Annotated in this window: 13 protein-coding genes and 1 pseudogene; all 14 read left to right on the top strand. The window is 66.3% G+C overall.

The window, feature by feature from the left end; translation table 11 throughout:
* Positions 1-10: 10 nt before the first annotated feature.
* The 14 genes and pseudogenes from nuoG (at position 11) to UCD39_RS02745 (ending at position 14712) form a co-directional block, all read left to right on the top strand.
* Entirely contained in the window at positions 11-2077 is a 2067-nt protein-coding gene (gene nuoG / locus UCD39_RS02810) for an NADH-quinone oxidoreductase subunit NuoG (protein WP_145732230.1), read from the top strand.
* The gene (nuoH, locus tag UCD39_RS02805) at positions 2070-3089 is read left to right on the top strand and encodes an NADH-quinone oxidoreductase subunit NuoH (RefSeq protein WP_145732228.1); all 1020 of its coding nucleotides are present in this window, start codon (positions 2070-2072) and stop codon (positions 3087-3089) included. The genes nuoG and nuoH overlap by 8 nt, the downstream gene beginning before the upstream one ends.
* Positions 3090-3188: 99 nt before the next feature.
* On the top strand, positions 3189-3677 hold the full coding sequence (gene nuoI, locus UCD39_RS02800) for an NADH-quinone oxidoreductase subunit NuoI (RefSeq protein ID WP_145732226.1): 489 nt from the start codon (positions 3189-3191) through the stop codon (positions 3675-3677).
* A gap of 154 nt (positions 3678-3831) precedes the next feature.
* Positions 3832-4440, top strand: coding sequence for an NADH-quinone oxidoreductase subunit J (locus UCD39_RS02795; protein ID WP_145732224.1), 609 nt, complete (start codon positions 3832-3834; stop codon positions 4438-4440).
* Positions 4441-4454: 14 nt separating this feature from the next.
* On the top strand, positions 4455-4763 hold the full coding sequence (gene nuoK, locus UCD39_RS02790; protein ID WP_330495478.1) for an NADH-quinone oxidoreductase subunit NuoK: 309 nt from the start codon (positions 4455-4457) through the stop codon (positions 4761-4763).
* A gap of 5 nt (positions 4764-4768) precedes the next feature.
* Positions 4769-6715, top strand: a complete 1947-nt coding sequence (gene nuoL / locus UCD39_RS02785) for an NADH-quinone oxidoreductase subunit L (RefSeq protein WP_330494602.1) — start codon at positions 4769-4771, stop codon at positions 6713-6715.
* A gap of 19 nt (positions 6716-6734) precedes the next feature.
* Positions 6735-8450, top strand: a complete 1716-nt coding sequence (locus UCD39_RS02780; protein WP_330494601.1) for an NADH-quinone oxidoreductase subunit M — start codon at positions 6735-6737, stop codon at positions 8448-8450.
* A gap of 18 nt (positions 8451-8468) precedes the next feature.
* Positions 8469-9908: an NADH-quinone oxidoreductase subunit NuoN gene (nuoN, locus tag UCD39_RS02775; protein ID WP_330494600.1), complete on the top strand. Its 1440-nt coding sequence runs from the start codon at positions 8469-8471 to the stop codon at positions 9906-9908.
* Entirely contained in the window at positions 9905-10687 is a 783-nt protein-coding gene (locus UCD39_RS02770; protein WP_442943546.1) for a biotin--[acetyl-CoA-carboxylase] ligase, read from the top strand. The genes nuoN and UCD39_RS02770 overlap by 4 nt, the downstream gene beginning before the upstream one ends.
* A 15-nt stretch (positions 10688-10702) precedes the next feature.
* A pseudogene (locus UCD39_RS02765) lies at positions 10703-11495 on the top strand (type III pantothenate kinase).
* Between the two features lie 55 nt (positions 11496-11550).
* Positions 11551-13215, top strand: a complete 1665-nt coding sequence (locus UCD39_RS02760; protein WP_246130336.1) for a ribonuclease J — start codon at positions 11551-11553, stop codon at positions 13213-13215.
* 133 nt (positions 13216-13348) lie between these two features.
* Complete coding sequence (locus tag UCD39_RS02755) at positions 13349-13612, top strand: DUF1467 family protein (RefSeq protein WP_145732214.1); 264 nt, start codon at positions 13349-13351, stop codon at positions 13610-13612.
* A gap of 276 nt (positions 13613-13888) precedes the next feature.
* Positions 13889-14179, top strand: coding sequence for a hypothetical protein (locus tag UCD39_RS02750; protein WP_330494598.1), 291 nt, complete (start codon positions 13889-13891; stop codon positions 14177-14179).
* 17 nt (positions 14180-14196) lie between these two features.
* Entirely contained in the window at positions 14197-14712 is a 516-nt protein-coding gene (locus UCD39_RS02745) for a hypothetical protein (protein ID WP_330494597.1), read from the top strand.
* Positions 14713-14848: the final 136 nt, after the last annotated feature.

The following is a 14848-nucleotide window of genomic DNA, read 5'->3' as shown; positions in this document are numbered from 1 at the left end:
GATTTAAGACATGCCGAAACTGACCATCGACGGTATCGAGCTTGAAGTGGCGCCTGGCACCTCCGTGCTGCAGGCCTGCGAACAGCTGGGCATCGAGGTTCCGCGCTTCTGCTATCACGAGAAGCTGTCGGTCCCGGCCAACTGCCGCATGTGCCTGGTGGAGATGGAGAAGGCCCCCAAGCCCATCGCCAGCTGCGCCATGCCCTGCGGCGAAGGCATGGTGATCAAGACCGACACCGAGACCGTGCACAAGGCGCGCAAGGGGGTGATGGAGTTCCTGCTCATCAACCACCCGCTGGACTGCCCCATCTGCGACCAGGGCGGCGAGTGTGACCTGCAGGACCAGGCGGTCGGTTACGGTTTCGACCGCGGCCGCTATGGCGAGGAAAAGCGCGCGGTCAAGGACAAGAACCTGGGCCCGCTGATCAAGACGATCATGACGCGCTGCATCCACTGCACGCGCTGCATCCGCTTCAGCGACGAAATCGCCGGCGTGTCCGTGATGGGCGCCACCGGCCGTGGCGAGCATATGGAGATCGGCACCTACGTCGAGGCCGCCGTCTCGTCCGAAATGTCGGGCAACCTGGTGGATGTGTGCCCCGTGGGCGCCCTGACCTCCAAGCCCTACGCCTTCACCGCCCGCCCCTGGGAACTGCGCAAGACGGAATCGGTGGACGTCCTGGACGCCGTCGGCTCCAACATCCGCATCGACACCCGCGGCGGCGAGGTGCTGCGCATCCTGCCCCGCCTGAACGAGGCGGTGAACGAGGAATGGATCAGCGACAAGACGCGCTATGCCCATGACGGCCTGAAGCGTCAGCGCCTGGACCGCCCCTACATCCGCGAGAACGGCAAGCTGCGCGCCGCCTCGTGGGAAGAGGCCCTGGCCCTGGCCGCGACCAAGCTGAAGGGTTCTGCGCCGGAGAAGATCGCCGCCATCGCCGGTGACCTTGCCGATGCCGAAAGCCTGCTGGCCCTGAAGGACCTGCTGGGCGGCATGGGTGTCGCCAGCCTGGAAAGCCGCCAGGATGGCAGCGCCATCGACGCCACGTCGCGCGCCGGCTACATCTTCAACAGCACCATCGCCGGGATCGAGCAGGCCGACCACGTCTTCCTGATCGGCACCAATCCGCGTTGGGAAGGCGCCCTGGTCAACGCCCGCATCCGCAAGCGCTACCTGCAGGGCGGCCTGACCGTCACCGTGCTGGGCCCGCGCGTCGACCTGACCTTCCCCATCGAGCACCTGGGCAACGACGCCACGCTGCTCAACGCCATCGCCGACGGCAGCCATCCCTATGCCGAAACGCTGAAGGCCGCCAAGAAGCCCTTGCTGATCCTGGGCTCCGGCGCCCTGGCCCGCCCGGACGGCGCCGCCGTCTGGGCCGCCGCCCGCGCGGTGGCGGAGGCCTGCGGCCTGGTGCGTGAGGATTGGAACGGCTTCAACGTCCTGCACCGCGCCGCCTCGCGCGTGGGCGCCCTGGACCTGGGCTTCCTGCCCGCCAAGGGCGGCCGCGATCTGGCCGGCATCCTGGACGGCGCCCGCAAGGGTGAGGTCGAGGTGGTCTACCTGCTGGGTGCCGACGAGATCGAGGCCCAGCACTTCGGCCGCGCCTTCGTGATCTACCAGGGTCACCACGGGGATCGCGGTGCCCACCGCGCCGACCTCATCCTGCCCGGTGCCGCCTACACCGAAAAGAACGCGACCTACGTCAACACCGAGGGCCGCGCCCAGCACACCCGCCAGGCCACCTTCCCGGTGGGCGAGGCGCGCGAGGATTGGAAGATCATCCGCGCGCTGTCCGGCGCCCTGGGCAAGCCCCTGCCGTATGACACCCTGCAGCAGCTGCGCAAGCGGCTGGCCGACGCCAACCCGGCGTTCGCCCAGATCGACCGCGTGACCCCGGCCGCCTGGGGTGCGTTCGGCACGGCCGGCGCCGTGGCCGCCGCCCCCTTCACCCTGCCGGTGGAGAACTTCTACATGACCGACGCGATCAGCCGCGCCTCGGCCACCATGGCCGAATGCACGGAGGCCTTCGTGTCGCCCGCCGTTGCCGAGAGGACCGGTACCCATGGCTGATTTCCTCGCCCTTCATCTGGGCCTGCCCCTGGCCGGGGCGACCCTGCTGGCGATCATCCTGAAGATCCTTGTGATCACGGTGCCGTTGCTGATCGCGATGGCCATGATGACCTACATGGAACGCAAGGTGCTGGCCGCCATTCAGCTGCGCCAGGGTCCCATCCTGGTGGGCCCCTTCGGCCTGCTGCAGCCCTTCGCCGACGGCCTGAAGCTGCTGACCAAGGAAACGATCATTCCGGCCGGCGCCAACCGCGCCGTGTTCCTGATCGCGCCCATGCTGACCTTCATCATGGCGTTGATCGCCTGGGCGGTCATTCCCTTCGGTGAGGGGCTGGTGCTGTCCGACCTGAACGTCGGTGTGCTCTACCTCTTCGCCATCAGCTCGCTGGGCGTCTACGGCATCATCATGTCGGGCTGGGCGTCCAACTCCAAATACGCCTTCCTCGGCGGCCTGCGCTCCGCGGCGCAGATGGTGTCCTACGAAGTCTCCATCGGCTTCGTCATCATCACCGTGCTGCTGTGCGTCGGCTCGCTGAACCTGTCGGACATCGTCCGGGCCCAGAGCCATGTGTGGTTCTGCATCCCGCTGTTCCCGATGTTCGTGGTGTTCTTCATCTCGGCGCTCGCGGAAACCAACCGCGCCCCCTTCGACCTGCCGGAAGGCGAGTCCGAGCTGGTCGGCGGTTTCCACACCGAATACTCGGCCATGACCTTCGCCCTGTTCTTCCTGGGCGAATACATCAGCATGCTGCTGATGAGCGGCATGACCTCCGTGCTGTTCCTGGGCGGCTGGCAGCCGTTCCCCTTCCTGGGCTTCATCCCCGGCCCGCTGAACCTGATCATCAAGATCCTGCTCCTGATGTTCGTGTTCATCTGGGTGCGCGGCACGCTGCCCCGCTATCGCTATGACCAGCTGATGCGCCTGGGCTGGAAGGTGTTCCTGCCGTTCTCCCTGATCTGGGTGATCCTGACCGCCGGCTTCCTTGTCTACTTCGACAAGCTGCCGCACTGATCGCCTGCGCCTGTATGTGCCCCGCCCCGGGCGGGATTGGTGACTGACTTTTGACCGCGGGGGGAGCCGCCCCCCCGCATCAAGGAATGAGGTGACGACATGGCCTGGCTCGACCGCACGGCGCGCGGCCTGTTCATGACCGAGCTGGTGAAGGGCTTCGCCCTGACCTTCAGCTACATGTTCAAGCCCCGGGTGACGATCAACTACCCGTATGAGCGCAGCCCGCTGAGCCCCCGGTTCCGCGGTGAGCACGCCCTGCGTCGCTATCCCAACGGGGAAGAGCGCTGCATCGCCTGCAAGCTGTGCGAAGCGGTGTGCCCGGCCCTGGCCATCACCATCGAAGCGGAACCGCGCGAGGACGGCTCGCGCCGCACCACCCGCTACGACATCGACATGACCAAGTGCATCTACTGCGGTCTCTGCCAGGAGGCTTGCCCGGTGGACGCCATCGTCGAGGGACCGAACCTGGAGTTCGCCACCGAGACGCGCGAGGAGCTTTTCTACAACAAGGAAAAGCTGCTGGCGAACGGCGACCGGTGGGAACCCCTGCTGGCCGCCAACATCGCGGCGGATGCGCCGTACCGCTGACCTTCACGCCTTGTGACGCCTAACCCCGTGACGCCCGCGCGCGGGACCGCCCACGCCCCCTACCCAGAGCCAGCGACCCAGACCCTGGGCCCGGTTACCGGAGAGAGATCTTGATCGCCAACGTCCGCAACCCGCACCGGAAGGAGAGCCGCCGATGATACTGCCCGCTCTCGCCTTCTACCTGTTCGCCGCCGTGCTGGTGCTGTCCGGCATGCTGGTGATCACGGCGCGCAACCCGGTGCACTCCGTCCTGTTCCTGATCCTGGCCTTCTTCAACGCGGCCGGCCTGTTCGTGCTGATCGGGGCGGAATTCGTGGCGATGATCCTGGTCATCGTCTACGTGGGCGCCGTCGCGGTGCTGTTCCTCTTCGTCGTCATGATGCTGGACATCAACTTCCAGGAACTGCGTAAGGGCTTCCTGCGCTACCTGCCGGCGGGTCTCGCCGTGGGGGCGGCCCTGTTGGCGGAACTGGGTCTGGTGATCTCCGGCTGGGTCTACGCCGGGCCAGCCGACAGCGTCCGCGCGGCGCCGACGCCGGAAAGCGTGGGTAACGCCCAGGCCCTGGGCGACCTGCTCTACACCCAATACGCCTATGTCTTCGAGGCTTCCGGCCTGGTGCTGCTGGTCGCCATGATCGGCGCCATCGTGCTGACCCTGCGCTCGCGCAAGGGCACCCGCCGCCAGGTCATCGCCGACCAGGTGTCGCGTCGCCGCGACGACGTGGTGGCCGTGGTCAAGGTCCGGACCGGGGAGGGCGTGTAACCATGGAAACCATGATGGATATCGGTCTGGGCCACTACCTCGCGGTGGCGGCCATCCTGTTCATCCTGGGCGTGTTCGGCATCTTTCTGAACCGCCGCAACGTCATCATCATCCTGATGTCGATCGAGCTGATCCTGCTCGCCGTCAACATCAACCTCGTCGCCTTCTCGGTCTTCCTGCACGATCTCGTGGGACAGGTGTTCGCCCTGTTCATCCTGACCGTGGCGGCTGCCGAGGCCGCCATCGGCCTCGCCATCCTCGTCATCTACTTCCGCAACCGTGGCTCGATCGCGGTTGAGGACATCAACCTGATGAAGGGTTGAGGGCCATGGCCGTCATCGCAGCAATCTTCCTGCCGCTTCTCGCGGCCTTCATCGCCGGCTTCTTCGGCCGCCGCATCGGTGACCGGGGCTCCCAGCTCGTCACCTGCGGCGCCATGGTGGCGGCGCTGGTCCTGTCGATCATGCTCTTCATCGACGTGGCCATCAACGGCCATGCCCGTGTGGTGCCCCTGGCCAATTGGGTGGCCAGCGGCGACTTCCACGTCGATTGGGCCCTGCGCGTCGATACCCTGACGGCGGTCATGCTGATCGTGGTCAACGGCGTGTCGACCATGGTCCACATCTACTCCGTCGGCTACATGAGCCATGACCCGGACAAGCCCCGGTTCATGTCCTACCTCAGCCTGTTCACCTTCATGATGCTCATGCTGGTGACCTCGGACAACCTGCTGCAGATGTTCTTCGGCTGGGAGGGCGTTGGTGTCGCCTCCTACCTGCTGATCAACTTCTGGTTCGAGAAGAAGAGCGCCAACGACGCCTCCATGAAGGCGTTCCTGGTGAACCGCGTGGGTGACTTCGGCTTCGCGCTGGGCATCTTCTCGATCTTCATCATCTTCGGCAGCGTCGAATTCGGCACCATCTTCCCGGCCGCCGCTGGCAAGGCGCACGCCACCTTCAACTTCCTGGGCTGGCAGGTGTCGGCGCTGGACTGCGCCTGCCTGCTGCTGTTCGTCGGCGCCATGGGCAAGTCGGCTCAGCTGGGCCTGCACACTTGGCTGCCGGACGCGATGGAAGGCCCGACCCCGGTGTCGGCCCTCATTCACGCGGCCACCATGGTCACCGCCGGCGTGTTCATGCTGGCCCGCATGAGCCCGGTGTTCGAATACGCCCCCACCGCCCTGGCCGTGGTGACGGTGCTGGGCGCCCTGACCGCCTTCGTCGCCGCGACGATCGGCATGACCCAGTTCGACATCAAGCGCGTCATCGCCTACTCGACGATGAGCCAGCTGGGCTACATGTTCTTCGCCATCGGCGTGTCGGCCTACCAGGCCGCCGTCTTCCACCTGATGACCCACGCCTTCTTCAAGGCCCTGCTGTTCCTGGGCGCCGGTTCCGTCATCCACGCCATGTCGGGTGAGCAGGACATGCGCAAGATGGGCGGCATCTGGCGGCTCATTCCCTTCACCTACGCGGTGATGTGGATCGGCAACCTGGCCCTGGCGGGTGTCGGCATTCCCGGTGTCTTCGGCTTCGCGGGCTTCTACTCCAAGGACATCATCCTGGAGGCGGCGTACGGCTCCGGCACCGCCGTCGGCCACTTCGCCTACTGGCTGGGCATCGCTGCCGCCTTCATGACCGCCTTCTACTCCTGGCGCCTGCTGATCATGACCTTCCATGGCAAGCCGCGCGCCTCGAAGGAGGTCATGGACCATGTGCATGAAAGCCCGGTGGTCATGACCGGTCCGCTGACCGTGCTGGCCATCGGCGCCCTCATCGCCGGTATCGGCGGCTACGAGTGGTTCGTCGGCCACGAGGCCCGTGCCGAGTTCTGGCGCGGCGCCATCCAGGTGCTGCACGCCCATGACAGCATCCACGCCGCCCATGAGGGGCCGGAGTGGGTGGGTGTCCTGCCGCTGTTCGTCGGCCTGGCCGGCATCGCCCTGGCGTATGTCTGCTACATGTTCGTCCCCGGCATCCCGGCGACCTTCACCAAGGTGGTGAAGCCGCTGCACGTGCTGGTCTTCAACAAGTACTTCTTCGACCAGATTTACGACGTGCTGTTCGTGAAGCCGGCGCGGCTCCTGGGCTTCGGCCTGTGGAAGGCGGGTGACGGCGCCATCATCGACGGGCTGGGCCCCGATGGTGTCGCCAAGACCACCCGCGGTGTGGCCGCCGGCGTCAGCCGTCTGCAATCCGGTTACGTCTACCATTACGCATTCGCCATGGTGATCGGCGTGGTCGCGCTGGTCGGCTGGTTCTACTTCAAGCCCTGAGCAGGACGAGGCATATACGATGGCTGATTGGCCGATCCTGTCGCTGACGACGTTCCTTCCGTCGATTGGCGCCCTACTCATCCTGCTGGTGCGCGGCGAAGAACAGGCCGTGGCGCGGAACGCGAAGGCGCTGGCCCTCGCGACCTCGCTCCTCACCTTCATCGTTTCGCTGTTCATCCTGGTGAAGTTCGACCCCTCCAGCGCTGGCTTCCAGCTGGTGGAGGAACACAGCTGGCTGCCCGCGCTGGGCATCCAATACCTGCGCGGCATCGACGGCGTGTCCGTCTGGTTCGTGCTGGCCTCCACCTTCCTCACGCCCGTCTGCGTGCTGGCCTCCTGGGACAGCGTCGAGAAGCGCGTGAAGGAGTTCATGATGTCGCTCCTGCTGCTGGAGACCATGCTGGTCGGCATGTTCACCGCGCTGGACTTCGTCCTGTTCTACATCTTCTTCGAAGGTGTCCTGCTGCCGATGTTCCTGATGATCGGCGTGTGGGGTGGTCCGGGCCGCATCTACGCCGCCTATAAGTTCTTCATCTACACCTTCATCGGCTCCGTCCTGATGCTGCTGGCCATCATCGCCATGTATCTGCAGGTCGGCACCTTCGACATGCGGGTGATGCTGGACCACACCTTCGATCCGTCGATGCAGAAGATCCTGTGGCTGGCCTTCTTCGCCGCCTTCGCGGTGAAGACCCCGATGTGGCCGTTCCACACCTGGCTGCCCTTCGCCCACGTGGAGGCGCCGACCGCCGGCTCCGTCATGTTGGCCGGCGTCATGCTGAAGATGGGCGGCTACGGTCTGATCCGCGCCAACCTGCAGATGCTGCCCGTCGGCTCGGCCACCTACACCAACCTGGTGTTCGTGATGTCGGTCGTCGCCATCATCTACACCTCGCTGGTGGCGCTGGCGCAGACCGACATGAAGAAGATGATCGCCTATTCCTCCGTGGCCCACATGGGTTACGTCAGCATGGGCATCTTCTCCGCCAACGCCCAGGGCCTGGACGGTGCCATGTTCCAGATGCTGTCGCACACCGTGGTGTCGGCGGCCCTGTTCCTCTGCATCGGCGTGGTCTACAACCGCCTGCACACCCGTGAGATCGCCCGCTACGGCGGCATGGCGCACAACATGCCCAAGTACGCCGTGGTGTTCATGCTGTTCATGCTGGCCTCGGTCGGCCTGCCCGGCACCTCGGGTTTCGTGGGTGAGTTCCTGTCCATGCTGGGCGCGTATGAGGCCAACACCTGGGTGGGCCTGTTCGCCTCCACCGGCCTGGTGTTCGGTGCCGCCTACATGCTGCTGCTCTATCGCAAGCTGTTCTACGGCAAGCTGGAAAAGGCCGACGTGATGGCCATGCCCGACCTGAACGCGAAGGAAATCCTGTACTTCGCCCCGTTGGTCGCCATCGTCATCATGATGGGCGTGTACCCCAAGAGCTTCAGCAGCGTGTACGCCGCCTCTCTGGACCACATCCTGTCCCATCATCGCGACGCGCTCGCGGCCGAGGGCTTGACCCCGCCGGTCGCCAACCCGGCCTCCGCCTTCGTTCCGGCCGCCAATGCCGGGACGATGTCGGATGATCATATGGCCGCCCACCCGGCGACCACCGAGACGCCGGGCACCGAGCAGGCCACCGAACCGTCCACCACCGAAACGCCCGCCTCTGAAACCCCTGCCGGGGCACCTGCCCAGGCGGAGCCCAAGGCGGACGCCAACCCCGACGCCGGCCACTGATCCAGCGGGAAACGATCCATGCAACCTGTCCTCACCGATCTGATCCCGGCCCTGCCTGAGATCTTCCTGGCCGTGGCGGCGCTGCTGCTGCTGATGCTGGGTGTGTTCAGCGGCAAGAACGGCACCCGCCTGGTCAGCGGCCTGGCCTTGGTGGCGCTGGTGGTGACCGCCGTGCTGCTGTTCCGCCAGGAACGCTACGACGTGGCCTTCTCCGGCCTGTTCATCACCGACAGCTTCGCCGTCTTCTCCAAGCTGCTGATCCTCCTGGGCACGGGCCTGTCCCTCATCATCGCCCAGAACTTCATCGCCCGTGAGGACATGGACCGGTTCGAGTATCCGGTGCTCATGGTGCTGGCCACGGTCGGCATGATGATGATGGTGTCGGCCAACGACCTGCTGTCGCTGTATGTCGGCCTGGAACTGCAGAGCCTGTCGCTCTACGTCATCGCCGCTTTCCGCCGCGATTCAGCCAAGAGCACCGAGGCGGGCCTGAAGTACTTCGTCCTGGGTGCCCTGTCCTCCGGCATGCTGCTGTACGGCATCAGCATGATCTACGGCTTCGCCGGCACCACCAACTTCATCACCATCGCCCAGGTCCTGCAGGCCGGTCCGGCATCGCTGGGCGTCATCGTCGGCCTGGTGTTCGTGGCCGCCGGTCTGGCGTTCAAGATTTCCGCCGTGCCCTTCCACATGTGGACGCCGGACGTCTATGAGGGCGCGCCCACCCCGGTCTCGGCCTTCTTCGCCGTGGCGCCCAAGGTGGCGGCGATCTGCCTGTTCATTCGCGTGCTGGAAGGTCCTTTTGGGTCCCTGCTGCCGCAGTGGCGCCAGGTGATCGAGTTCTGCGCCGTCGCCTCCATGCTTGTGGGGTCCCTGGCGGCCATCCGCCAGACCAACATCAAGCGCCTGATGGCCTACAGCTCCATCGCCAACATCGGCTATGCCCTGGTTGGCGTCGCCGCCGGCACCGCCGATGGCGTGCAGGCCGTGCTGATCTACATGGCGATCTACCTGGTGATGACCGTCGGCACCTTCGCCATCATCATCGGCATGCGCCAGAAGGGTAAGGCGGTGGAGGAGATCGCCGACCTGGCCGGTCTGTCCAAGACCAGCCCCATGCTGGCCCTGGCCTTGGCCGTGTTCATGTTCTCCATGGCGGGCGTGCCGCCGGCGGCCGGCTTCTTCGGCAAGCTGCTGGTGTTCATGGCCGCGTGGAAGGCGGGTCTGTATCCGCTGTCCACCATCATGGCGCTGACCAGCGGCATCAGCCTCTACTACTACCTGAAAGTCTGTAAGGTCTCCTGGTTCGACGACGTGAAGGAGCCGCTGGACCGTCCGGCCGCCGGCCTGTCATGGGTCGTCACCGCCACCGCCCTGGTGGTGTTCCCGGTGGCTCTGGTGATCGGCACCCCGGTGCTGAACGGCGCCGCCGCAGCCGCCGCCAGCCTGTTCCATTGAGCGGGCAGGCGCTGATCCCCGGTCCCCACCGTCTGCCGGATTGGATCCGGCCGACGGTGTTGGACCGGTGCGGCAGCACCAATGACGTTGTGAAAGACATGGCCCGTACTGGCGCGCCGGAAGGCACGCTGGTCCGGGCCATTCGTCAAGAAGCGGGGCGCGGCCGGCGCGGCCGCTCCTGGCTGTCTGACGCGGGCAACCTGGCCTGCACCCTGCTGCTGCGCCCCGGCGGCACACCCCAGCGGGCGGCCGAGCTGTCCTTCGTCACCGCGCTGGCGGCGGGGGAGGCGGTGGATGGCCTGGTTGCCGCCGCCCCTAAGCTGAAATGGCCCAACGATATCCTGGTGGGAGGCGCCAAGATCGGCGGCATCCTGCTGGAGTCCGAGGCTGATATCGACGGCAGCGTCGCCTGGGTGGCCGTCGGCATGGGCCTGAACGTTCGCCACCATCCCGATATGGACGATTACGCCACCACCTCACTGCTGGCCCAAGGGGCCGATGTGGAGCCGGATCAGGTCATGGCCCTCTATGCCGGCGCCTTTGACCGCTGGTACCGTCGCTGGCAGGCGTACGGCTTCGCGCCCGTGCGCGCGGCCTGGCTCAACGCGGCGCACGGCCTGGGTGGGCCGGTGACCGTTCGCCTGCATGACCGCAGTTTTGATGGCCGTTTGCTGGACCTGGACGCCGACGGTGCCCTGCTGGTGGACACACCCGCAGGCCGGGTGCGGGTCACCGCCGGTGATGTCTTTTTCCCCCACGCCGCTCAGACGACCTCCTGAGACAAGGGCTCCCCCATGCTGCTCGCCATCGATGCCGGCAATACCAACGTGGTCTTCGCCATCTATGAGGGCGACACCCCCCGGGGCCGCTGGCGCATCTCCACCGACAGCCGTCGCACCTCGGATGAGTACGCGGTGTGGCTGACCTCCGCCATGGCGCTGAAGGGCCTGACCGCCCAGGACGTCAACGCCGCCATCCTGTCGTCGGTGGTGCCGGCGGCGACCCCGGATTCTGATCCGCCTGTGCAAAGATCATTTCGGATGCGTTCCGATGCGCATCGGTGATCCGGCGGTCGATTTGGGCATCGAAATCCGCATCGATAACCCACGCGAGGCGGGGGCCGATCGCTTGGTCAATGCCGTTGCGGCAACGGAACGGTATCCGTCGCCTCTGGTTGTCCTGGATATCGGCACGGGCACCACCTTCGACGTCGTGGACGCCGATGGCGCCTTCGCCGGCGGCATCATCGCCCCCGGTCCCACCCTGTCGCTGGACGCCCTGCACCGTGTGGCGGCACAGTTGCCCAAGGTGGACATCGCCAAGCCCGACAGCGTCATTGGCCGCGGCACGGTGGGGGCCATGCAGTCGGGCATGTATTGGGGCTATACCGCGATGATCGAGGGCCTGCTGCGCCGTATCAAGGCGGAGCTGTCGCCCACCGGGACGCCGCCGGTCACCGTCATCGGCACGGGCGGCATGGTGCGGGTATTCGCGGAGGAGACGGGCATGGTCGATCACATCGACAGCGACCTGACCCTGCGCGGCCTCTTGCTCATTTACCGCCGCAACGCCAAATCAGGGGGCTGACCCCCACAAGTCCCGCCCCTTCCTTCCCTTGCCCCAGTCCTTTTCCCAGGTGTCCATGATCGACGATTTGCTGTCCCCCGATGCCCTGTATTTCCTGCCGTTGGGTGGGTCCGGCGAAATTGGCATGAACCTCAACCTGTACCATCACGCCGGCAAATGGCTGATGGTGGACCTGGGCGTCAGCTTCGGCGATGACGCCGCCCCCGGCGTGGACGTGGTCATGCCCGATCCCGAGTTCATCGCCGAGCGGCGGGAGGATCTGGCGGGCCTGGTGCTGACGCATGCGCACGAGGATCATCTGGGTGCCGTGCAGTACCTGTGGACGGAACTGCGCTGCCCCGTTTACGCCACCCCGTTCACCGCCGCCGTGCTGCGCGCCAAGCTGCGCGAGACGGAGTTCAGCGGCCTGGTGCAGATCATCGAGGTGCCGCTTTCCGGCCGCTTCCACGTCGGCCCCTTCGATATCGAGCTGATCAGCCTCACCCATTCCATTCCCGAGCCCAACGCCCTGGTCATCCGCACCCCGGGTGGTACGGTACTGCACACCGGCGACTGGAAGCTGGACCCCGATCCCCGCGTGGGTGCGCCGGTGGACGAGGCGGCGCTGATCGCGCTGGGCCACCAGGGCGTGACCGCCCTGGTCTGCGACAGCACCAACGCCACCGTGCCCGGCACCTCGGGTTCCGAGGGCACCGTCGCCGTGGGGCTGGAGGAGCTGATCGGCCGCTATCCCGGCCGCCGGGTGGCCGTGGCGTGCTTCGCCACCAACGTTGCCCGCCTGCATTCCATCGCCAAGGCCGCCGCCGCGCATGACCGCCAGGTGGCCCTGGTGGGGCGCAGCCTGCGCCGCATCAACGAGGCCGCGCGGGCGACGGGATACCTCAAGGACCTGCCGCCCTTCGTCACCGAGCATGACGTGGGCTATCTGCCGCGCGAGGCCCAGGTGCTGATCTGCACCGGCAGCCAGGGGGAGCCGCGGGCCGCCCTGGCCCGTATCGCCGAGGGCGACCATCCCGAGATCGACCTTGAGCCGGGCGACGTCGTCATCTTTTCCTCCCGCGAGATTCCCGGCAACGAGAAGGCCATCGCCAAGGTGCAGAACGGCCTGATCCGCCGGGGCATCGAGGTGGTGACGGCCAGCGACGCCGACGTCCATGTCTCCGGCCATCCGGCGCGGGATGAGCTGGCGCAGATGTATCAATGGGTCCGCCCCTTCCTGTCGGTGCCGGTACACGGCGAGCAGCGCCATCTGAAGGCGCATGCCGACCTGGCCCTGGAATGCCAGGTGCCGCGGGCCCTGGTGCCCGAGAACGGCGTGGTCATCCGCATCGGCCCCGGCGAGCCGGAGATCATCGGCACCGTGCCGTCGGGCAAGCTGTGCCTGGACGGGCGTCGCCTGGTGCCCCTGGGCGGCACCTTGCTGCGCACCCGTAACCGCATGGTCTTCAACGGCGCCGCCGTGGTCACCCTGGTCATGGAGGACACGGACCTGATCGCCGATCCCAGGCTCAGCGTCATCGGGCTGCTGGATGAGGAGGAGGACGGCGCCTTCATCGAGGGTTTGGTGAAGGGCATCGCGCAGGCGGTGGAAAAGCTGGGCCCGGCGGAGCGGCGCGACGATGTCGCGGTGACGGAGGCCGCGCGCCTGGCCGTGCGGCGCACCTTCCACGCGGCGCAGGGCCGCAAGCCGGTGACCGAGGTGCATCTGGTCCGCGTGTGACCGGAAGCCGCACGGGCGCGGAACAGGACAGGGAAGCGGGGCCCCCTAAAGGCGCCGCCAGAGCGGCCGGGCGGCCCGCCTTCCGGCGCCGATCCAGGGCCATGGGGGAGGGGCCAATGGGGGAGGGAGTGTCATGAGTCTGGTCACGCTGGCGGCCATCTATTTCACCCTGTGGTGGGTGGTGCTGTTCGCCGTTTTGCCGTTCGGCGTCCGCCGCGACGATAGCCCTTTGAAAGGCAACGATCCCGGCGCGCCGGTATTTCCCGACCTGCGGCGCAAATTCATATGGACGAGCCTCATTTCAGCGGTAATTCTCGGGCTCGTCTGGGCTGTTTTTCATTTTGGCCTCATCAACTATGACCGGCTGTTCGATCCGCCAGGCAACGCGCCGCTTTGACGCGATCGCGCCCTGGTTTGGCGGATCGGCTGTTGGTTGAGCCGGTACGGTCGTTCGGGGAATGCTGATCCAAATCCTGATGGGCTTTTCCGCCCTGCTGATGCTTGCGGCCATCATGTTGTGGCTGTGGCGGCAGACCGTGGAACTGCGCCTGCGCAAGGCCCTAGGCTCGTCCACCGACAAGATGCGCGCCGTCTCCAACGAAAAGACCCAGGTGCTGTCCTTCCTGGAACAGCAGCGCATGGCGCTGGGGGTCAAACGGGGGAGGCGGCCAAGATGCGGGCCGCCATTTCCCAGCTGCGCATCGACAACAACGACATGCGCGTCCGCGACTTCTACGTCCTGCACCAGATCGGCGAGCCCTCCAAGGACAAGGAGGAATACGCCTGCAACCTTCTGCCGTCCCCGTCCGTGGATCCCGGGCGCGAACTGCCGGCGCCGTTGCGGGGCATCGACCATCGCTCCAGCATCTGGGCCGAATCGGAAGCCGCCGCCCGCCGTCAGCTGGACATGCACTTTCCGGAAAAGGGTCCGCTGCGGCCCGCCGGCTTCCGTCGGGGGTCGTGATGGAACTCGGGTGGCTGATGCTGCTGATGATTGGCCTGCTGGGGGCCTTGCTGTTCCGCCAATGGCGCGAACTGACGGTCCGCCGGCTGGAGCTGAGCCGACAGCTGGAAAAGCGTGAGGCGCTGGTGGCCCAGTTCCGCCAGGAAATCGATGGCACCTCGGGCGAGCTGGAGCAGATCACCACCACCATCGACACGGTGGATGCCACGCTGCAGGAACTGCGCGAGGAACTGGACGCGCTGGACAAGGAGCGCAAGACCCTGCGCGAGCGCCGGTTGCAGCCCCTGATCCTGCTGGATCGCCAGACGCTTTCAGCCCAGCGCTTCTGGGAGCTGACCATCGCCAATCCCGATTTCGGCGAGACGGCCACGGCCCGTATGGCGCCAACCGAGTATGTCGATGATTGGGTCTCCGGTCGCGTCTACTTGGTGGGGGCCGACACGGCGGAGGACGCGACCAAGCGCGCCACCCAACGCTTCAGCCCCTCCCTGGGGTATCGGGTGCAGGGGGCGGTCGCGTTCCGCCGGCGCTGAGGCCGGCACCAGGAAGCCTGATGCCGGCCCTATGCCAAGTTGCAATAAGCTTTGTTCATCACGGTTTTGTATAAACGCTCAATGCCCCTCCGCCGTATCGTCAACCTTCGGCGGAGGGGGAGCGGCAATCACCAGC

Origin of the sequence: Nitrospirillum karajorum (genome assembly GCF_036348415.1) — a bacterium.
GTDB lineage: Bacteria > Pseudomonadota > Alphaproteobacteria > Azospirillales > Azospirillaceae > Nitrospirillum > Nitrospirillum amazonense_B.
This window is presented reverse-complemented; position numbering and strand designations above follow the sequence as displayed.

Coding starts and splice junctions, on each gene's coding strand:
- UCD39_RS02750 (WP_330494598.1), top strand. CDS start 13,889: ATGCGGGCCGCCATTTCCCAGCTGCGCATCGACAACAACGACATGCGC.
- UCD39_RS02780 (WP_330494601.1), top strand. CDS start 6,735: ATGGCTGATTGGCCGATCCTGTCGCTGACGACGTTCCTTCCGTCGATT.
- nuoN (WP_330494600.1), top strand. CDS start 8,469: ATGCAACCTGTCCTCACCGATCTGATCCCGGCCCTGCCTGAGATCTTC.
- UCD39_RS02755 (WP_145732214.1), top strand. CDS start 13,349: ATGAGTCTGGTCACGCTGGCGGCCATCTATTTCACCCTGTGGTGGGTG.
- nuoG (WP_145732230.1), top strand. CDS start 11: ATGCCGAAACTGACCATCGACGGTATCGAGCTTGAAGTGGCGCCTGGC.
- nuoL (WP_330494602.1), top strand. CDS start 4,769: ATGGCCGTCATCGCAGCAATCTTCCTGCCGCTTCTCGCGGCCTTCATC.
- UCD39_RS02760 (WP_246130336.1), top strand. CDS start 11,551: ATGATCGACGATTTGCTGTCCCCCGATGCCCTGTATTTCCTGCCGTTG.
- UCD39_RS02795 (WP_145732224.1), top strand. CDS start 3,832: ATGATACTGCCCGCTCTCGCCTTCTACCTGTTCGCCGCCGTGCTGGTG.
- nuoI (WP_145732226.1), top strand. CDS start 3,189: ATGGCCTGGCTCGACCGCACGGCGCGCGGCCTGTTCATGACCGAGCTG.
- nuoK (WP_330495478.1), top strand. CDS start 4,455: ATGGATATCGGTCTGGGCCACTACCTCGCGGTGGCGGCCATCCTGTTC.
- nuoH (WP_145732228.1), top strand. CDS start 2,070: ATGGCTGATTTCCTCGCCCTTCATCTGGGCCTGCCCCTGGCCGGGGCG.
- UCD39_RS02745 (WP_330494597.1), top strand. CDS start 14,197: ATGCTGCTGATGATTGGCCTGCTGGGGGCCTTGCTGTTCCGCCAATGG.